The sequence below is a fragment of the Streptomyces griseoaurantiacus genome, from assembly GCF_036189845.1.
GTDB classification, from domain to species: domain Bacteria; phylum Actinomycetota; class Actinomycetes; order Streptomycetales; family Streptomycetaceae; genus Streptomyces; species Streptomyces griseoaurantiacus.
Genome location: NZ_CP108326.1, coordinates 745312 through 763941 on the forward strand (window position 1 = coordinate 745312; position 18630 = coordinate 763941).

Sequence of the window (18630 nt, forward strand, 5' to 3'; positions counted from 1 at the left end):
CGCATCCGGACCATGCGCCTTCGGGCCAGGACATCACTCCGGGTCAGACGGCGGTGGTCCCGAACCAGGTCGGCTCCTCGGAGAGGGCCTGCTTGATGCGGAAGTGGTGGGCGTCCCGCAGCGGGGGCAGAGCGTCCAGCGCGAACCAGCCCACCGCGAGCGACTCCTCGTCGTTCACCCGGGCCTCGCCGCCCACGGCCCGGCAGCGGAAGGTGATGTCCATGAACTGGCAGACGTCACCGTTGGCGTAGGTGACCTCGCGGCTCGCGCCGACGGACACGACACGCTCGGCGACGCAGTGCACCGCCGTCTCCTCCTCCACCTCGCGCACGGCGCAGTCGGCGGGCTGCTCCCCGGGGTCCGGGATGCCGCCGATCAGCGCCCACTCGTGGTTGTCGGCGCGCTGCCCGAGCAGGATCCGGCCGGTGTCGTCCAGCACGACGGCGGTGACACCGGGGATCCACAGCAACTGGTGGCCCGCAGAGGCCCGGAGGGTGCTAATGAAGTCAGGGGTGGCCATGCCCCGACCCTAGGGGGTGTCCGGTGACCGTCCCTTGCCGGGGCCCGGCCGCCGTTCGCCCGTCACGCCTGGTCGGACGCCTGCCGCGTGGTGCCGACGTGAGTGGTGCCGACGTGAGTGGTGCCGGCGGGCGTGGTGCCGGCGGTGCGGCGGGCGCGGACCGCGCCGGACACCGCCCACCCGAGACCGCCGGCCGCGAGGAGCACCAGCGCCAGTTCCGGCAGGACGCCCAGCCGGGTCGCGGGCGTCTGCGAGGAACGCAGCGGCACCTTCTGCACCAGGGAGTCCGCGACGAACATGCCGGTCTTCTGGGTGATCCGGCCGTCGGGCATGATCACCGCGCTGACGCCGCTGGTCACCGGCACGGTGACGGTGCGGCTGTGCTCCACGGCGCGGACCCGGGACATCGCGAGCTGCTGGTAGGTCATCTCGCTGCGGTCGAAGGTGGCGTTGTTGCTGGGCACCGATATGAGCTGGGCACCGTCGGTGACGGTGGACCGGACGGTCCAGTCGAACGCCGCCTCGTAGCAGGTGACGAGGCCGACGCGGGCGTCCGCCATGGTGAAGACGCCCGGCTCGTGGCCCCGGCTGAAGTCCTGGCGCACCATCGACGTCCACGTCTCGTTGAGCGCGCCGATCATGCCGCGCAGCGGCAGGAACTCCCCGAAGGGCTGGATCTGCCGCTTGTCGTAGATGCCCCGCGGGCCCTTCCCGGGCTCCCAGAGGATCTGCTCGTTGTACAGCTTGCCCTCGCGCTCGACGACCGCGCCGACCGAGAGGGGCGCCTTGATCGCCTCGGCCGCGCCCTCGATGACGGCGTAGGCGTCGGCGTTGGTGTAGGGGTCGATGTCGGAGGAGTTCTCCGGCCACAGCACGAGGTCGGGCCGGGGCTTCCGGCCGGCCTCGACCTCGGCGGCCAGGCGACGGGTCTCGCGGGCGTGGTAGTCGAGGACGGCCCGGCGCTGGGAGTTGAAGTCGAGGCCGGCGCGCGGCACGTTGCCCTGGATGAGGGCGACCGTGGTGGTGCCGTCCTCCGCCTTGTCGCTGACCAGCGTGCGGGCGGCCGGCGCGCCGGCCACGGGGACGGCCACGCTCAGCAGGGCGAGGACGGCGGCCCCGCGCCGGAGGGCGCCGGTACGCCGGGCCTCGACCGCCAGGCGCACCGCCTCGCCGAGCCCGAAGCCGCACAGGACGACCGCGAAGCCGAGCACCGGGGTGCCGCCGGCCGCGGCGAGGGGCAGGAAGATCCCGTCGGCCTGACCGAAGGCGATCTTGCCCCAGGGGAAGCCGCCGAAGGGGACGCGCGCGCGGGCCGCCTCGCCGGCGATCCACAGGGCGGCCGCCCACACCGGCCAGGCGGGCAGCCGGGACACGGCGGTCATGCCCGCGCCGACCAGGGCGACGAAGGCCGCCTCGGCCACGACGAGCGCGAGCCACGGGCCGGGGCCGACCTCGACCCCGGTCCACACCAGGAGCGGCAGCAGGAACCCGAGGCCGAACACATAGCCGAGGCCGAGCCCGGACTTCCAGGTGCGACCGCGCAGCAGCAGCCCGAATCCGGCGAAGGCCGGGAGGGCCAGCCAGGACAGGGTGCGGGGCGGGAAGCTGACGTAGAGGAGCACTCCGCAGAGCGCCGCGAGGGCGGCAGGCAGGAGCCGGCGCAGCAGGCGGAGGGGGCGCGCGGCCGGCGTGGCCCTGGGGCCGAGCCGGTCGGGCCGGTCCACGGAGGTGGCGGTGGCGGTCACCTTGGGAGTCTACGGTGCGTGACCAGCGGGCCGACAGTTCGGTCCGGCCGCTCCCACCGCTCCCCCGGCACCGGCCGTCACCTCGGCTGGACCGTTTCTGCACAGCTCGTACACAAAACGGCCTCCGCCCGTTACGGTGTGCCCCAGCCCGGGACGGGGGACGCCCGCCGTGTCCGGCCGCCGCCAGGGGGCGGGGTACCGGCCGGGGGCGTCGGGCCGGGCACGACAGGGCGGGGGCGAGGCGTGGGCACCGCGGAGGACGGGGCACGGGCGGCGGGCCGGGCGGCCGGGGGGACGGCCGTCCGCGAGCGGCGCGGCAGCGCGGACGCGTGGGGGGTGACGGTCCTCGGCGCCTGCGCCGGGTGGGCGCTGCTCACGGCGGCCGGGCGGGACGCACGACCCGAGGGGGTGCTGCTCGCGGTCCTCGCGGTCGCCGCCGGGTACGCCACGGGCCGGATCGCCGGTGCCGTGCTGCCGGTGGCCGCGCCCGCCGTGGGCGCCCTGGCGGGGCTCTGGCTGGCGTTGGGTGTTCCCGACGCCACCGCCGGCCCCCGGCTCGACGCGCCGCTCGGTCACGCCGGTGCCACGGCCGCGCTGCTGGCGCTGTCGGCGGGCGCCGCCTGCTGTGCCGCCTGGGCGGCCTCGGCGCCGCTGCCCCGCCTCGCGCTGCGGCTCCTGGCCGCCGGTGCGGCCGTGGCCGCCGCCGTCCAGGGCTCGGTGGCCGGCTGCCTCGCGTGTGCCGGGGTGCTGCTCTGCTCGCTGGCCGCCGCGCGGATGCCACACCGCGGGTTGGCGCTCGCGGGTCCCGCGGCCGCGGTGGCGGCGGCCGCCGCACTGGCCTGGGCGGTGGCCGAGGACGCCCTGCCGGAGGGACTGGCCGCCTCGGCGGAGGGGCAGCTCGGCGCGTACCGGATCCTGTTGTGGCGGGACGCGGCGGGGCTGGCCGGCCATGACCTCCTGCTCGGCACGGGTCCCGGACGGTTCGGTGAGCTGAGCCCGACCGCCGCGGGCTCTCTGGCCTCCGACGGCCGGCCGCACTCGGCGGCCCTGCAGCAGGCGGCGGAGCAGGGCCTCGTCGGGGTGGCGCTGCTGGCGGCGGCGTGCGTCTGGGTGCTGTACGCGCTGTGGCGCTCACCGCGTGGGACCCCGGTGGTGCTCAGCGCGGGTGTGGCGCTGGCGGCGGTGGGTGTGCTGGCCTCGGCGGGCAACGCCCTGAGCTTCACGGCGGTCACCGTGGGGGTGGGGGCGCTGGCGGGCATGGCGACGGCCCGGCCGCTGGGCGGCGACGGAAGTGAGGGCGGCGCGGGAGGCGAGGGGGGCGAGGGCGCTCCGGGGCGCGAGGACCGGTGAGGGCCGGTCGCGGGCGGCGCGGTCCGCCGGACCGGTCGCGGGCGGTGCGGCCCGGCTCAGTTCGCCGGGTCCGCCACCGGCGGGTGCAGGCGGTCGCTGATGATGCGGACCGCGGCCTCCGCGTTGTCGACGGTGATGGTGAACACGTGCCCGTCCCACAGCCGCAGCACGAGCCCCTCGCCCCGCCGTACGACCACCGCGGTGCCCTTCTCGGGCCGCCAGCGGTAGCCCCAGCCGCCCCACTGGCGCGGGGTGACCCGGGGGGCGAACTCGGCGCCCGCCACATGGGACAGGGGGATGCGGCGGCGTGGCACACCGATGTGGCCGCACCGCACCTCGAGGCATTCCCCGTCGACCTTCACGGCGACGTGCACGAAGGCGAGGGTGCCGTAGAGGATGAGCAGCCCGGCGGCGATGCAGCCCACGACGGACATGGCGAGCGCGGCGACGCCGGATTCCCATGCCGAGTCGACGGCCAGCTCGATGCCGAGTGCGAGGCAGGCGGCGCCGGCGAGGGCCGCGAGCCACTGGACGCGGTTGGTGGCGCGTCCGGTCCAGATGTCCGGATGCCTGTGGTCACCGTGGGGGTGGTCCCTCATGTCCAAGAGGGTAGCCCGATTCCGCTCCGGGGGCAGTCGCTCGCACAGGGTCGCCCCGGGGACGGGCGCGCGGGAGGGCCTCAGCGTGCGGGGCTCACCGTGTCCAGCAGCCGGCCCTCCTCGTAGGAGGCGGCCTCCCGGGGCAGCGGGGCCTCGCGTCCGCTCAGGAGGACCGTGAGCGTGCCCCGCGTGGTGGCCTCCGGGTCCGGGAGGGCGCCGATGCGGCGCAGCGCCTGGGCGGCGACGGCGGTGGCGGAGCCGTGCAGGACGAGCGGGGAGCGGCCGGGTCCGCGCAGGGCCGCGCGGATGCGTTCGGCGACCAGTTCGTAGTGGGTGCAGCCCAGGACGACGGTCGTCACGTCCCCGGGCGTGCGCGCGGCGGCGTCGGCGATCGCGGCGTCGATCGCGGCCTCGTCCGCGTGCTGCACGGCCTCGGCGAGGCCGGGGCAGGCCACCTCGGCGACGTCCAGGCCGGCGGCGAACTCCTCGATGAGGCCGCGCTGGTAGGGGCTGCCGGTGGTGGCCGGGGTGGCCCAGATGGCGAAGGGTCCGCCGCCGGCGGCGGCCGGTTTGATCGCGGGCACGGTGCCGATGACCGGCAGCCCGGGTTCGAGGCGGGCCCGCAGCGTGGGCAGGGTGTGCACGGAAGCGGTGTTGCAGGCGACGATCAGGGCGTCGGGCCGGTGCGCGGCGGCGGCCTCGGCGACGGCCAGCGCGCGGACGGTGAGGTCCTCGGGGGTGCGCGGGCCCCAGGGCATGCCCTCGGGGTCGGAGGAGAGCACGAGATCGGCGTCGGGTCGCAGTCGGCGCACCGCGGCGGCGGCCGGGAGCAGTCCGATTCCTGAGTCCATGAGCGCGATCTTCACCCGGTCACCTTAGACGATCCCTTCCGTGGGGTCGCCGGTGTGGTGGCAGACTGCGGCGGGTGAGTGCCGCCGTGTGGATCGCCCTGACATCGCTCCTCGCCTGGCTCTGGCTGCTGCTCGGCCAGGGCTTCTTCTGGCGCACGGACGTCCGGCTGCCACCGGGCCGCGACCCGCGGGTGTGGCCCCCGGTGTGCGTGGTGGTGCCGGCCCGGGACGAGGCGGAGGTGCTTCCGCGGAGCCTTCCCTCGCTGCTGGCGCAGGAGTATCCGGGGCGGGCCGAGGTGTTCCTCGTCGACGACGGGAGCAGCGACGGCACCGGGGAGCTGGCCGCGGAGCTGTCCCGGCGGCACGGCGGGCTGCCGCTGACCGTGACCTCTCCCGGCGAGCCGCCCGCCGGGTGGACGGGCAAGCTGTGGGCGGTGCGGCACGGCATCGCTCTGGCCCGCACGCGGGGGCCCGCGTTCCTGCTGCTGACGGACGCCGACATCGCGCACGCCCCGGACAGCCTGCGTTCCCTGGTCGCGGCGGCCGAGGGCGGGGGCTACGACATGGTGTCCCAGATGGCGCGGCTGCGCGTGGAGAGTCTCTGGGAGCGGTTCGTCGTCCCGGCCTTCGTCTACTTCTTCGCGCAGCTCTATCCCTTCCGGTGGATCGCCGTGCGGGGCGGGCGCACGGCCGCGGCGGCCGGCGGCTGTGTCCTGCTGCGCGCGGAGACGGCCGAGCGGGCGCGCGTCCCGGACGCGATCCGGCAGGCGGTCATCGACGACGTGGCGCTGGCGCGGGCGGTGAAGGGCGGCGGCGGGCACATCTGGCTGGGGCTGGCCGACCGGGTCGACAGCGTCCGCCCCTATCCGCGGCTGCACGACCTGTGGCACATGGTCGCCCGCAGCGCCTACGCGCAGCTCCGGCACAACCCGCTGCTGCTGCTCGGCACCGTCCTGGGGCTGGCCCTGGTGTACCTGGTGCCGCCGGTGGCCTTCCTCGCCGGCCTCGCCGCCGGGGCCTGGGCGGCGGCGGTGGCCGGGGGTCTCGCGTGGCTGGTGATGGCGGCGACGTTCGTGCCGATGCTGCGCTACTACCGCCTGCGGGGGTGGCTCGCTCCCCTGCTGCCCTTCACCGCGTTCCTGTACCTGCTGATGACCGTGGACTCCGCGGTGCGGCACTACCGGGGGCGCGGTGCCGCCTGGAAGGGCCGGACCTACGCCCGGCCGGACGCGGCCCTCGAGGAGAGCTGAATCCGAGGAGGGCCGGACCCCCGCTCGCGGGACGTCACTTGCGGCCGGGGGTCCAGTTCATGCCCCAGCCGTAGATCCGGTCGACGGTGCGCTGCGGGCTGACCCCGCGGTCGGGGACCAGGTAGCGCGCCTCGCGCTGGACGACGAGGTCGCCGCCGGTGTTGGTGATCAGGGCGAGCGCGCACACGGTCGAGGGGACGGTGCACTCGTCGAGGGAGAAGTCGACGGGCGCGCCGTGCTGCGGCCACAGGGTGACGGTGGCGTGCAGGTCGGCGAAGGAGCGGGCGCCCTCGTAGATGGTCACGAAGACGAGGATGCGGCGGAAGTCCTGCCGGCGGTCGAGGTTGATGGTGAGGTTCTCACCGCTCTCGACGGCGCCCGTGCGGTCGTCGCCGTCGAGGAGGATGTACGGCGGCCTGTCCAGCGCGCCGAAGGCGTTGCCGAGCGCCTGGACGACTCCCTTGCGGCCGTCGGACAGTTCGAACAGCGCGCACAGGTCCAGGTCGAGGTCGCGGTGGTGGGCGACGGCCCGGCCCCGCTTGCTGCCCCAGCCGGAGAACTGCTTGCGCACCTCCCAGTTGAGGTTGACGCGCATGCTGCCGGAGGTGCCGCCCTGCTTGGCGAGGGAGACGGAGGGGGCCTCCTTGGTCAGCGTGACCTTGCTGAGACGGACGGGGGCGGGGGCAGGGGGCGCGGGCGGCGGGGGCGGTGCCGCCGGGGAGGCACCCACGGGCGGCGGCAGCGGCACCGGGGCGCCGGTGGGCGGGGGCGCGGTGACGGGCGCGGCCGGCCAGTCGACGCGGGAGGCGGGGGCCGGGGGCGCGGTGGGCGCCGGGGCGGGGGCCGCCGGCCGTTGCGGCTCGTCCACGGTGATGCCGAAGTCGGTGGCCAGTCCTTCCAGTCCGCTGTCGTACCCCTGTCCGACGGCGCGGAACTTCCAGGCCCCCTGACGGCGGTAGAACTCCCCGAGGACGAAGGCGGTCTCGACACTCGCGACGGCGTCGAAGCGCGCCACCTCCTCGCCGCTGCGCGTGTCCAGCACGCGGATGTTCAGGCCCGGCACCTGCCCGAAGGTGCCGCCGTCCGCCGAGGCCGCCAGGACGATGCGGTCGATCGCGCTCTCCACCCGCGGCAGGTCGACGAGGAGCGAGTCGGTCACCTCGCCGCCGGTGGTCCGCCTGCCCTCGTGGCGCACGGCTCCGGAGGCGTGCGCGGGCTGGTTGTAGAAGACGAAGTCCGCGTCTGTGCGCACCTTGCCCGCCACCAGCAGGAGTGCCGAGGCGTCCGCGTCCGGAACCCCTGGACCGGAGTGCCGGCCCAGTTCGACGCGCAGCGCCGCCGTCGGCACCGGAACGTTCGCCCCCTTGAGCATGGACATCCTGCTCCCCCTCACCCTCGTCTCGCCCTCGTCGGCCTCGGCCCGCCCGGCGGCGGATCCACCGGAAGGTTTCCAGCCAAATCTACGGCGCCGCCTCCCGGGAATCCCCGTGCGCCACTTTCCCGGGAAAAGGGCGCGGGACCGGCGGTCACCAGCCCCGGAGCTCGGGCTATAGCGCATCAGGGTGCCAGTTGCCGCCCTTTTTTGACGAGTTCGCTCGGATTGGGGATCCGACGTCACCAGCCGACACGGAAAACAACCCTCTTATCGGTCTCCCCAACCAGCACATCGTGGGCTTAACTTATGTGCCATGACCTCCCCCCGCTCCACCTATGGCGGCGGTTACTACTCCGCGTCGCCTTTCCCGGACACTCCGATCTACGACTCGCTCGTGGCCGAGCGGGGCACCCCGCAGATCGCCCCGATCCGGGTCCCCTCGGCCTACGAGCCGAACAACAACCTCCCCGCCCTGCCCTCGGCACTCCCCGCCCTGCCGTCGGGTCCGTCGTACCAGGGCCCCGCCTACGGCTACCCGCAGACACCGCAGCCCACACCCCTGCAGCAGGCGGCGCCCGCCGCCTACATTCCGCAGCAGGCGGGTCCCCGCGGTTACCCGGGTCCCCAGGCGCCGCAGCCGCCCCGACCGATGATGGGCGGCACGGGATACGAGGCGATGCGCCCCGCCGCCCCGCGCCCGGCCCCGACGCCGTACCAGGACCCGTACCAGAACGGGCAGCAGTATCGGGGCTACTGAGCACACCGGCGCCACGCTGCCGGGTCCCGGAGCACCGCCGGGTCCCGACGGATGCCGGGAGCGGCACGGCTGTCCGGGCCGTGACGCTCCCACCGGGGTCCCGTGTCGGGCGGCTGCTGACACGATGACCCCATGCCGAAACCAGCGCTGCACTCACTCCACATCCACCCGGTCAAAGCGCTGCGGGCCCAGACGCTGCCCGCGGCCGTGGTCGAGCCTTGGGGGCTGGCCGGGGACCGGCGCTGGGCGGTGATCGACGACACCGGCAAGGTCCTCACCCAGCGTGAGGAACCGCGTCTGGCGACTGCCGCCGCCGAGGCCCTGCCCGGCGGCGGCGTCGTGCTGTCCGCGCCCGGCCGGGAACCGCTCACGGTGGCGCCGCCGGAGCCCGGCGTCACCACGGCGGTGCGGATCTTCGGGCAGAAGGTGGAGCTGGTGTCCGCCGGGGGCGAGGCGCGGGACTGGCTCGGGGAGTTCCTGGGCCGCGAGGTCTTCCTGGCCCATCTCGACGACCCCGCCGTGCGCCGGCCCATCGACGATCCGCCGTACACCTCCCCCGGCGAGACGGTCACCCTCGCCGACCGCTACCCCCTGCTGCTCACCACGCTCGCCTCGCTGGACTCCCTCAACGCGCTGATCGCGCGGGGCGACGATGCGGTGGAGGGCCCGCTGCCGATGAACAGGTTCCGTCCCTCGGTCGTCGTCTCGGGCACCGGGCCCTGGGCCGAGGACGACTGGAACCGGCTCGCGATCGGCGAGGTCGTCCTGCGTGTCGCGAAGGGGTGCGGACGCTGCGTGGTGACCACCACGGACCAGGCCACCGGGGTCCGCGGCAGGGAACCCCTGCGCACCCTCGCGGCCCATCGCCGCCTCGACGGCAAGCTGGTCTTCGGCCAGAACCTCGTCCCGCTGACCACGGGGACGATCCGGGTGGGCGATCCCGTCGAGGTGCTGGACTGAAGAATGTCCGGACCGAGGGTGTCACGTGTCCGTACGACCACGCGCGACCGGCCTCGCTCCGGCCCGTGTGAGCACAGCCTTCCGCGACGCCCCTTCAGTCGGCGCTCGCCCCGTCCGCCCTCGCCCCGTCCGCCCGCACCGGCAGGCACATGCCGAGCAGGTGGTCGACGGCTGCCTTGAACTCGTCCAGCGGGGTGCCGCGGTCGTCCGAGAGGTGGCGGATCAGACCGGGACCGAAGGGGGCGAGCAGCAGGTGCGCCAGGACGGCCTCGTCCGCCTCGGGCCGAGTCCGGTGCAGCAGCATGGACACGTGCGCGTGCCAGGCCACGTAGGCGGCGCTGCGATAGAGGGCCATGGGTGACGCGGTCTCGGCGGCGAGCATGACGGTCCGGTGTGCGGCGATGTGGTCGGTGAGCGCGTACAGGAAGGCGCGCAGCCGGTCGGCCGGCGGCGCTCCCGGGCCGAGCGGGGCGGGCCCGTCGAGGAAAGCCTCCTGAAACTGCTGCTCGCGATGGTCGAGCAGCGCCAGCAGCAGCGTCGCCACGTCTCCGAAGCGCCGGTAGACCGTCCCCACTCCCATGCCGGCGGCCGCCGCCACCGCGTTCATCGTGACGGCCTCGGGCCCCTGCTCGGCCAGCAGGCGCGAGGCCGCGTCGAGGATCCTGCGGCGATTGCGCGCCGCATCCGCGCGCTCGACAGGCGCCTGCCCGAGGACGGTCAGTTCGACGCGGCCGGGGCCGCTCGCTTCTCCCATGATGCCGAGGCTATCCGGAGACCCTTGCTAAGCGGATAGGAATCCGTTTAACTTGCCGCGGCACATCCGGATAGTTATCCGGATGGCTGGTCCGGAGCGCGCGGCCCCCTGCGCGGCGCCCAGTGAAGGAGCACAGCCCATGTCCGACATCCAGTTCGGCCTCGACACGTTCGGCGACGTGCCGGAGGACGGGACCGGCGCTCTCGTCACGCAGGCCGCCGCCGTACGGCAACTCGTCGAGGAAGCCGTGCTCGCCGACGCGACGGGCGTCGACGTCTTCGCCCTCGGCGAGCACCACCGCCCCGAGTACGCGGTCGCGTCCCCGGAGACGGTGCTGGCCGGGATCGCGACCCGTACCTCGCGCATCCGGCTGTCCTCCGCCGTCACCGTGCTCAGTTCCGACGACCCGGTGCGCGTGTTCCAGCGCTTCAGCACGCTGGACGCGTTGTCCTCGGGCCGGGCCGAAGTCATCCTGGGCCGCGGCTCGTTCACCGAGTCGTTCCCGCTCTTCGGCTACGACCTGAGCGACTACGAGGTGCTGTTCGAGGAGAAGCTGGACCTGTTCGTCAAGCTGCTGGACGAGCGGCCGGTGACCTGGAGCGGCAGCGTGCGCGCCCCGCTGAACGACGCCGAGGTCTTTCCCCGGACCGAGTCGGGCCGGCTGACGGCATGGGTGGGGGTCGGCGGCTCACCGCAGTCCGTCGTCCGCACCGCCGGTCACGGCCTGCCCCTCATGCTGGCGATCATCGGCGGGCCCGCCGAACGCTTCACGGGTCTCGTCGACCTCTACCGACGGGCCATCGAACGCCTCGGCACCACCGCGCACCCGGTCGGCATGCACTCGCCGGGCTTCGTCGCCGACACCGACGAGGAGGCGCGGGAGGTGTACTGGCCCCGCTACCGCGAGCAGATCGACCGGATCGGCGCGCTGCGCGGCTGGCCGCCCGCCACCCGTCGGAGGTTCGAGACGGAGTGCCGGGAGGGCTCCCTCTACGTCGGCTCGCCCGAAACCGTCGCCCGGCGTGTCGCCGAAGCGGTCCGGGCGCTGGACGTCGGCCGGTTCGACCTCCTGTACACCGCCGGATCGCTGCCGGCCGGCGCCCGGCTGCGCGCGGTCGAGTTGTACGGCACCAAGGTCGTTCCCATGGTGCGGGACCTCCTCGCGGACTGACGTCCGCCACACGTCCGGGGGCGCGGGTCCGGGGCCTTTAGGCCGTCGTCGCCGCCCCCGTGCGCCGAAGCCCGTGGCGCCTCACACGTCACGTCACCCACTGCGCAGGGAGAACCATGTTCACCGAGCGGATCACCGAATCCACCGCCCCTGAGGGGGCCGCCCCTGAGGGGGACTTCACGCGCCCCGTGCCGCGGCGGCGTCGCGGACGCGCGGCGGCCGTCACGCTGGCCGCGTTACTGGGGGCGGGCCTGCCGGCCGTCCCGGCGGCGGCCGCGCCGGCCATTGGGGACACGGTCGCCCCAGCGGCGGACAGGGTCTCGCCCGCTGCCCACACGCCCCGGCCGAAGCCGTATCCCACGGTGCTCGGCCTGCCGAACGGCTTCTCCCCGGAGGGCATCGCCCTCACCGGAGGGGCGGCCTACACCGGCTCGCTGGTCGACGGTTCGATCCAGCGCGTCGACCTGAGGACGGGCGTCGCCAGGCAGTTCGCCCCGTCGCCGGGTCCGGGCCGGATCGCGGTGGGTATGGACACCGACCGCTTCGGCCGGCTGTGGGTGGCCGGTGGCGGCGCCGGCTTCTGGCCTGGCGTGAGAACCACGTACCGGGTCTACGACACCAGGACGGGCGCGAAGCTGGTGGACGTCGAACCGGCCGGCGCCGTCTACCTCAACGACGTGATCGTGACCCGGGACGCGGCCTGGTTCACGGACACCTTCAGTTCGGTCCTGGTCCGGGTGCCGATCGGGGACGACGGCTCGATCGGCCGGCCGCGGACGGTGGCGCTGGGCGGCGAATGGACCGCCGGCGAGGGGCTCAACGGCAACGGCATCGCCGCGACGCCCGACGGCAGGTCCCTGATCGTCGGGCACACGAGCGGGGCCCTCTACCTCGTACCGGCCGGGGCACACGACAGGGCGCGGGCCCGCCGGATCTCCCTGAGCGGGGACGAGGCCGCGCTCGCCGCGGGTGCCGACGGGCTGGTCCTCGACGGGCGGACCCTGTACGTGGTCGGGCCCACGGGCGTGGTCGACATCAGGCTGTCGCCCTCGCTGACCGCCGGACGGGTCCTGGGGGTGACCGAGGTGCCCGGCGCCGCGTGGCCGACCACGGCCGCGGCCTTCGGCGACCGCCTGTACGTGGTCGACGCCAACTTCGGCGAGGACCTGGTCAACGTCGGCAACCCGGACGCCACCTTCCGGATCGTCGCCGTTCCTCGCCCGTGAGGCCCACCACGGGAGTGCCGGTGGCCGCCCGACCGGGTGGGCCGCCGGGCCCCGCGAGGAGAGGGAGGGGAAGACGCCCCCGCGGGGAACCCCCGCCGGGTCCACGATCGTTGGGACCCGTGAGACATTTCTGAAGATCCGTGGAGCGGGGCGGCGTGACGTCGCTCTCCCTTCTCCGCGCCCGGGAGCTTCCGGCCCGCGCGCGGAGTTGTCACGGGGCGGAAGGGGGTGGGGCGGTGCGGGCGATGCGCGGACTCTGGCGCTGGCGGGGCAATCCCCTGCGTCGCACGACCGATCTGGTCGAGGCATGGGCGGCACTGGCCGCCCTCGTGCTGATCCTCGTCGCGGCGCCGCTGATCGGCGCGGCGGTGGGCGCCACCGCGCAGGACGCCCTGCAGCGGACGGTGCGGGAGCAGCGGCACGCCCGCCACGAGGTGGTCGCCACGGTGGTCCGAAGACTCGACCACCACCGTCTGGACCCCGATCCTGAGACCGCCACCGCCCGGGACGCGCGCAGCCACGTGCTGGCGAACTGGAGGGGCCCGGACGGCACGGCCCGGCACGGCGCCGTCCTGACCGGGCTCGAACAACCGCGCCCCGGGAAGCACTTCACCGTGTGGACCGACGCCCACGGGCGTCTGGTGCCCCGTCCGCTGGACTCGGTCACCGCCACCACTCACGCCGTTCTCGCGGGCTTCGGTTCGACCGCCGCGGTGGCCGGACTCGTCGAGGGCGGCAGGCGGTTGCTGGTGTGGCGCCTGGTCCGCCGGCGGTACGCGCGGCTGGACCGGGCGTGGGAGAAGGCCGGTCCTGACTGGGGCCGCACCGGCACCGGCGCCTGACGGCCCCCGGCTCCGGTCCGCCCACCCGCTCCGCGCACGCTACGGTGGACCGGCCGAACTCTTCGGCAACGACCCGCGTACGACGAGGTGGGGGCACGGCAACACCATGGCACAGGGCACGGTCCAGGTGACGCACACCGGTACATCGAGGTGGCGGCGCCGCACGGGTGAGTACGCCTCCCTCGCCGCCGCGCTGGAGGCCGCGAGTGACGGCGACGTCCTCACCGTCGCCCCGGGCACCTATCGGGAGAACCTCGTCGTCCAGCGGGCGGTGACGCTGCGCGGGCCGGAGGGATCGCCCGGTTCCGTGCGCATCGCCCCCGTGGACGGGGTGCCGTTGACCGTGCGTGCCTCCGCGGTCGTACAGGACCTGCACGTGGAGGGCCAGGACGCCTCCGCGCCGGCCGTCCTGGTGGAGGAGGGCACCCCCGAGCTCACCGATCTGCGGATCATGACGCGTTCCTCGGCCGGGATCGAGGTGCGGGCCGAGGCCCGCCCCACCGTCCGGCGCTGCACGGTGGACAACCCGGCCGGTGTCGGGATCGCCGTGGTCGACGGCGGGGGCGGGGTGTTCGAGGACTGCGAGGTGGTCGCTGCGGGCCAGTCCGGGGTCGCCGTCCGCGGGGGCGCGCGGCCCCGGCTGGAGCGCTGCCGGGTGCATCACACCTCGGGCGCCGGGCTCTCGGTCACCGGTGACAACTCCTCCCTGGAGGGGTTCGGTTGCGAGGTGTACGAGGTCAAGGGCTCGGGTGTGCAGGTGACCGGGCGAGGGACGGCGTACCTGACCGACTGCGACGTGCACCGCACCACCGCGGACGGCGTGACCCTGGACACGGACGCGGTGCTGACCCTCGCCGACTGCCGCATCCACGACGTGCCGGAGAACGCGGTCGACCTCCGTTCGCGCGCGGTGCTCACCCTGACCCGCACCACGGTGCGCCAGTTCGGGCGCAACGGACTGTCGGTCTGGGACCCGGGCACCCGCGTGGACGCCAACCAGTGCGAGATCTTCGACTCCACCGGCGACTACCCGGCGGTGTGGATCAGCGACGGCGCCACCGTCGTCCTGGAGTCCTGCCGGGTGCACGACGTGCCGGACGCGCTGTTCGTGCTGGACCGGGGCTCGCGCGCCGACGTGGTCGACAGCGACCTGGCGCAGGTGCGCAACACCGCGGTCTCGGTGAGCGACGGCGCGACCGCGCAGTTGGACGACTGCCGGATCAAGGACGCGGCGACGGGCGCCTGGTTCCGCGACCACGGCAGCGGCGGCACCCTGAGCGGCTGCACGGTCGACGGCGTGCAGACCGGCGTGATCGTCACCAAGGGCGCCGACCCCACCGTCGAGCGCTGCACCATCACCTCCCCGGCGGAGGCCGGCTTCTACGTCTCGGCGGGCGGCCGCGGCAGCTTCCACAACTGCCGGGTCACCGACAGCGGCGGCTACGGCTTCCACGTCATCGACGGCTGCCGTACGACGCTGCGCAAGTGCCGTACGGAGCGGTGCGCGCGCGGGGGGTACGAGTTCGCGGACGGCGGGCCGGACGCGGCGGGCGGCGGTGGCGCGCTCGTCGAGGACTGCACCAGCGACGAGAGCACGAGCCTGCGCCCTCCCGTCCGGGAGACGGCCGTGGAGACCGTGCCGGCACCCGCGGCCGGGCTGCTCGGGTCCATCCCCGGTCAGCGGACCACGGAGCAGGAGGGCCTGGTGGCGGTGCCCGAACCGGCGGCCCCGGCCCGCAGTCCGGAGGCGGTACTGGGCGAACTGGACGCGCTGGTGGGGCTGGAGAGCGTCAAGCGCGAGGTGCGGGCCCTCACCGACATGATCGAGGTGGGCCGGCGCCGCCGCGAGGCGGGCCTGAAGGCGGCCTCCGTACGGCGCCACCTGGTCTTCACCGGCTCCCCCGGCACCGGCAAGACGACGGTGGCCCGGCTGTACGGGGAGATCCTTCATTCGCTCGGCGTGCTGGAGAAGGGGCATCTGGTCGAGGTGTCCCGGGTCGACCTGGTGGGCGAGCACATCGGGTCCACGGCGATCCGCACCCAGGAGGCCTTCGACCGGGCGCGCGGCGGTGTGCTGTTCATCGACGAGGCGTACGCGCTGTCCCCGGAGGACTCCGGCCGCGACTTCGGCCGCGAGGCGATCGACACGCTGGTGAAGCTGATGGAGGACCACCGGGAGGCGGTGGTGGTGATCGTCGCCGGCTACACGGCCGAGATGGAACGCTTCCTGACGGTGAACCCGGGGGTCGCCTCCCGCTTCTCGCGGACGATCACCTTCGGCGACTACGGCCCCGAGGAACTGCTGCGGATCGTGGAGCAGCAGGCGGAGGAGCAGGAGTACCGGCTGGCCGAGGGGGCGTCCGAGGCGCTGCTGAAGTACTTCGCGGCGATACCGAAGGGTCCCGCCTTCGGCAACGGGCGCACGGCGCGGCAGACGTTCGAGGCGATGGTGGAGCGCCACGCGGGCCGCGTCGCCCAGTTCACCGCCCCGAGCACCGACGACCTGACGCTGCTCTACCCGGACGACCTGCCGGAACTCCCGGGCGCCTGAGGCGGGTCGTCCCCCTCCTCGACGGGTCCCCTCCTCAGGGCGCTCGGGGTCTTCCCGACGGGGCGGGGGCCCTCCTCGATCGGGCGTGGGCCCGGCACTTCGGGGCGCAGCCGGGCCAGCAGCAACCGGCGTTCCTCGGCGAACGCCGGGTCCGCCTGGTAGTCGCTGTGCCCCAGGATCGGGGCGGGCAGCGGGTGCAGCGCGGTGCGGCCGTAGGCGAGCGGGTCCTTGAGCGGGGCGCGGTCGACCTCGGGGCCGCAGTCGCCGGGCAGCCGGACCGGTCCGCCGATGGGGTCGGTGAGCCGGTAGAGGTTGCGCCAGCAGTCGACCTCGCGGTGCAGGGCGCTGAGGGCGGCGGGTCCGAAGTGCGCCGGGAACCAGCGCCCGTACAGCCGTTCCAGGGGCGAGCCGTAGGTCAGCAGGGCCACCCGGCGGCGTGCGGAGGGCTCCAGCTGCCAGGCCGCGGCGGCGGCGAGCACACTGCCCTGGGAATGCCCCGAGAGCACCAGCCGGCCGCCGGTGGCGCGGGTCCACGTCGCCATGCGCCAGGTCAGGTCGGGGACGGCGCGCTCCGCGTAGCAGGGCGGGGCGAAGGGGTGCGCGGCGCGCGGCCAGAAGGTGCCCACGTCCCACAGGATGCCGATGGTGCGGCGGGCGGAGGGGTCCTTGTAGGCGCGCCGGCCCCAGGTCACGAACAGCAGGAAGCCGACCCCTATCAGCCAGGAGCCGCAGGCCTGGGTGGTGTCGGCGGCGCCCTGGAGGGCGGCGGGGGCGCCTTCTGCGGCGTCGCCGGGCACCTCCTCGGTGAGCTCCGCGCCGAGGAGGGAGGCGGCGCCGAGCAGCAGCGTGGCGACAGCCACGATGCCGAGGACGCGGGGCGCCAGGTCGGTGAGGCCGGCCATCGCCCTGGCCGTGGCGATACGGCGGGTGCGGGCGGCGTCGGCGGGTTCGGCGGGGTGCTCGCGCTCGACCTCGGCCGCCTCCGCGCGGCGCACCCTGAGCGTGCGGCGGGCCAGCAGGGCGACGACCACGAGCAGCAGCAGGAGCAGCGGCGGGATGACGGAGGCCTGCCAGGTCAGCAGGACGGGCGGTCCTGGGAGGGTGCGGGGGGTGCCGTCGAGCCAGTCGGAGACGCGCTGGGCGACACCGCCGGACATCACCCCGCCGAGCGCGCAGGCGAGCATGGCGACGGCGGGCCCGGCCAGCCCGCGCAGCGCGGCGCGCGGGTGGGGGCGCGTGCGGTGCAGGACGTGGGCGACCACGGCGAGCGCGACCACGAGCAGGCACTGCGTGAGGGTCAGGGCGCCGAACACCCGGTCGCCCGGCAGTCGTCCGGCCGAGCGCCACTCGGGGCGCGAGGAGCAGGCGTACACCAGGGAGAGCGCGAGCAGGACCAGGGAGCCCACGGGCAGCCGGCGCACCAGGGCGCGGTCGAGTTCGTGGTCGAGGCGGTTCTCGGTGCGGCCGCGGCGGCAGACCACCCACACCACGACGAGCGCCCCGGCCACGTACGCGAGCGTGAACAGCGGGGCGAGGGCGTCGAGGAGGGCGGGTCCGCCGGGGCGGCGGTCCTCGCGGGCGGCGGCGGTGCCGACGGCGGCGGCGACGGTGAGGAAGGCGGCGGCGGTGTGCGCGGCGCGCAGCCGGGCCACGAGCCGGCGCCCGTACCAGAAGCCGGGGCGGCCGAGCGCGCTGTGGTAGGTCTCCCCGCCTTCTCCGTCGGTCCCCGTGCCCTCGCCGTCGGTCCCCGTGCCCTCGCCGTCGCTCCCCGGCGGTGGCGGCTGGGACTCGTAGGCGCTCCAGGTGCGGTGGGAGAGGTACCAGAGCAGTCCGGTGAGGGCACTCGGCACGAGCGCGGCCAGCGCGAGCCGGCGGCCCGGCTCGCTCCACCAGCCGTCCCCGGATCCGGAGGGCGACAGGAAGCCGAGCCAGGTGTGCCGTTCGGCGCAGGCGGGGGTGCCCGCGCACTGCCAGGCGGCGAGGTCGAGGGCGACCTCGCAGGCGGCGGCGACCAGCAGGACGGTGAGGCTGAGTCCGGCGAGCCGCACCAGGAGCCCGTACAGGCGTACGGTGCGCGGGCGCCGGCCCTCGCTGGTGGGCCGCATCCAGTGGGCCAGGTTGACCACCATGAACGGCAGGAGCAGCAGCCACAGGGCGCGCGAGCCGTTGCCGGAGGTGAGGTTGCACCAGACGTAGGCCTCGGGCACCGGTGCCTCGCCGTGCTCGGCGGCGGGCCGTTCCTCGGCGTCGACGTCGTCGATGCGGCGGAACACGGCGGCCGTGTCGTCGCCGGTGACCCGGACCGTGCGCGGATCGTCCAGCATCTCCTCGGGAGTGGTGCCGCCGACCCCGTGGACCAGGAGTTCCAGGGTGTTCTGTGCCGCTGTGTCTTTCACCGTTACGCACTTCCCCCGCGCGCGGTGCGCGCCTGTGACCGGCCTCTGCCTTCATGTCATGTGCAGGCACAGGATTGCCGTTGTGGGGCGCGGTCACACCTGTGGGGCCGGATTGTCCTCAGGACGCGTGACGCGCGGGGGTGGGAATCCGGTGCGCGGGCGGTGGCGCGGATGCCGGGGGGCCGTGCGAGGATGGGGCGTCCTTCGCCACCGCCGCCCTCGGTACGCGCCGGTCGGAGCCGGTGCGGACGCCGTGCGGCGGGTGGGTGCGGGGGCGCCGGTC

General features: G+C 74.9%; 15 protein-coding genes. 8 read left to right on the forward strand and 7 right to left on the reverse strand.

Annotated features, from left to right (window positions below):
- Positions 1-43 precede the first annotated feature (43 nt).
- Positions 44-520 carry an NUDIX hydrolase gene (locus OHB09_RS03435; protein ID WP_191854719.1) on the reverse strand — a complete coding sequence of 159 codons (477 nt, stop codon included), beginning with the start codon at positions 518-520 and terminating at the stop codon, positions 44-46.
- Positions 521-582: 62 nt separating this feature from the next.
- Positions 583-2265, reverse strand: a complete 1683-nt coding sequence (gene lnt, locus OHB09_RS03440) for an apolipoprotein N-acyltransferase (RefSeq protein WP_328921591.1) — start codon at positions 2263-2265, stop codon at positions 583-585.
- Between the two features lie 243 nt (positions 2266-2508).
- Between lnt and OHB09_RS03445 the strand changes: the two genes are divergently transcribed.
- Entirely contained in the window at positions 2509-3615 is a 1107-nt protein-coding gene (locus tag OHB09_RS03445; protein WP_328921592.1) for an O-antigen ligase family protein, read from the forward strand.
- Positions 3616-3671: 56 nt separating this feature from the next.
- On the opposite strand, the gene OHB09_RS03450 is transcribed toward OHB09_RS03445, so the two are convergent.
- Together OHB09_RS03450 and OHB09_RS03455 are read right to left on the reverse strand one after the other, a co-directional pair.
- The gene (locus OHB09_RS03450) at positions 3672-4214 is read right to left on the reverse strand and encodes a hypothetical protein (protein ID WP_040897289.1); all 543 of its coding nucleotides are present in this window, start codon (positions 4212-4214) and stop codon (positions 3672-3674) included.
- 80 nt (positions 4215-4294) lie between these two features.
- Positions 4295-5080 carry a glutamate racemase gene (locus OHB09_RS03455; RefSeq protein ID WP_006144491.1) on the reverse strand — a complete coding sequence of 262 codons (786 nt, stop codon included), beginning with the start codon at positions 5078-5080 and terminating at the stop codon, positions 4295-4297.
- Between the two features lie 59 nt (positions 5081-5139).
- On the opposite strand from OHB09_RS03455, the gene OHB09_RS03460 reads away from it, so the two are divergent.
- Positions 5140-6315, forward strand: a complete 1176-nt coding sequence (locus tag OHB09_RS03460; RefSeq protein ID WP_040897287.1) for a glycosyltransferase — start codon at positions 5140-5142, stop codon at positions 6313-6315.
- Positions 6316-6349: 34 nt separating this feature from the next.
- Here OHB09_RS03460 and OHB09_RS03465 read toward each other — a convergent pair whose 3' ends face one another.
- Positions 6350-7693, reverse strand: coding sequence for a TerD family protein (locus OHB09_RS03465; RefSeq protein WP_167795665.1), 1344 nt, complete (start codon positions 7691-7693; stop codon positions 6350-6352).
- Positions 7694-8003: 310 nt separating this feature from the next.
- Between OHB09_RS03465 and OHB09_RS03470 the strand changes: the two genes are divergently transcribed.
- Both OHB09_RS03470 and OHB09_RS03475 read left to right on the forward strand, forming a co-directional pair.
- A complete protein-coding gene (locus OHB09_RS03470; protein ID WP_093590232.1) occupies positions 8004-8447 on the forward strand; it encodes a DUF6643 family protein in 444 nt (147 codons plus the stop codon).
- 132 nt (positions 8448-8579) lie between these two features.
- Positions 8580-9407: an MOSC domain-containing protein gene (locus OHB09_RS03475; RefSeq protein WP_328921593.1), complete on the forward strand. Its 828-nt coding sequence runs from the start codon at positions 8580-8582 to the stop codon at positions 9405-9407.
- Between the two features lie 94 nt (positions 9408-9501).
- Here OHB09_RS03475 and OHB09_RS03480 read toward each other — a convergent pair whose 3' ends face one another.
- On the reverse strand, positions 9502-10161 hold the full coding sequence (locus OHB09_RS03480) for a TetR/AcrR family transcriptional regulator (RefSeq protein ID WP_328921594.1): 660 nt from the start codon (positions 10159-10161) through the stop codon (positions 9502-9504).
- Positions 10162-10300: 139 nt separating this feature from the next.
- Between OHB09_RS03480 and OHB09_RS03485 the strand changes: the two genes are divergently transcribed.
- From OHB09_RS03485 to OHB09_RS03500, 4 genes are all read left to right on the forward strand, one after another.
- Entirely contained in the window at positions 10301-11332 is a 1032-nt protein-coding gene (locus OHB09_RS03485; protein WP_328921595.1) for an LLM class flavin-dependent oxidoreductase, read from the forward strand.
- Positions 11333-11448: 116 nt separating this feature from the next.
- Complete coding sequence (locus tag OHB09_RS03490) at positions 11449-12558, forward strand: NHL repeat-containing protein (RefSeq protein ID WP_191854725.1); 1110 nt, start codon at positions 11449-11451, stop codon at positions 12556-12558.
- Positions 12559-12794: 236 nt separating this feature from the next.
- On the forward strand, positions 12795-13400 hold the full coding sequence (locus OHB09_RS03495; RefSeq protein WP_176944939.1) for an Rv1733c family protein: 606 nt from the start codon (positions 12795-12797) through the stop codon (positions 13398-13400).
- Positions 13401-13506: 106 nt separating this feature from the next.
- Positions 13507-15951, forward strand: a complete 2445-nt coding sequence (locus OHB09_RS03500; protein ID WP_328921596.1) for a right-handed parallel beta-helix repeat-containing protein — start codon at positions 13507-13509, stop codon at positions 15949-15951.
- On the opposite strand, the gene OHB09_RS03505 is transcribed toward OHB09_RS03500, so the two are convergent.
- Entirely contained in the window at positions 15915-18347 is a 2433-nt protein-coding gene (locus tag OHB09_RS03505; protein WP_407077307.1) for a hypothetical protein, read from the reverse strand. The two genes, OHB09_RS03500 and OHB09_RS03505, sit on opposite strands and share 37 nt — an antisense overlap.
- Positions 18348-18630: the final 283 nt, after the last annotated feature.

What these genes read in the sequence shown, in the direction of transcription:
- OHB09_RS03475 (WP_328921593.1), top strand. Translation starts at nt 8,580, where the DNA reads ATGCCGAAACCAGCGCTGCACTCACTCCACATCCACCCGGTCAAAGCG.
- OHB09_RS03490 (WP_191854725.1), top strand. Translation starts at nt 11,449, where the DNA reads ATGTTCACCGAGCGGATCACCGAATCCACCGCCCCTGAGGGGGCCGCC.
- OHB09_RS03470 (WP_093590232.1), top strand. Translation starts at nt 8,004, where the DNA reads ATGACCTCCCCCCGCTCCACCTATGGCGGCGGTTACTACTCCGCGTCG.
- OHB09_RS03480 (WP_328921594.1), bottom strand. Translation starts at nt 10,161, where the DNA reads ATGGGAGAAGCGAGCGGCCCCGGCCGCGTCGAACTGACCGTCCTCGGG.
- OHB09_RS03450 (WP_040897289.1), bottom strand. Translation starts at nt 4,214, where the DNA reads ATGAGGGACCACCCCCACGGTGACCACAGGCATCCGGACATCTGGACC.
- OHB09_RS03435 (WP_191854719.1), bottom strand. Translation starts at nt 520, where the DNA reads ATGGCCACCCCTGACTTCATTAGCACCCTCCGGGCCTCTGCGGGCCAC.
- OHB09_RS03485 (WP_328921595.1), top strand. Translation starts at nt 10,301, where the DNA reads ATGTCCGACATCCAGTTCGGCCTCGACACGTTCGGCGACGTGCCGGAG.
- OHB09_RS03500 (WP_328921596.1), top strand. Translation starts at nt 13,507, where the DNA reads ATGGCACAGGGCACGGTCCAGGTGACGCACACCGGTACATCGAGGTGG.
- OHB09_RS03465 (WP_167795665.1), bottom strand. Translation starts at nt 7,693, where the DNA reads ATGTCCATGCTCAAGGGGGCGAACGTTCCGGTGCCGACGGCGGCGCTG.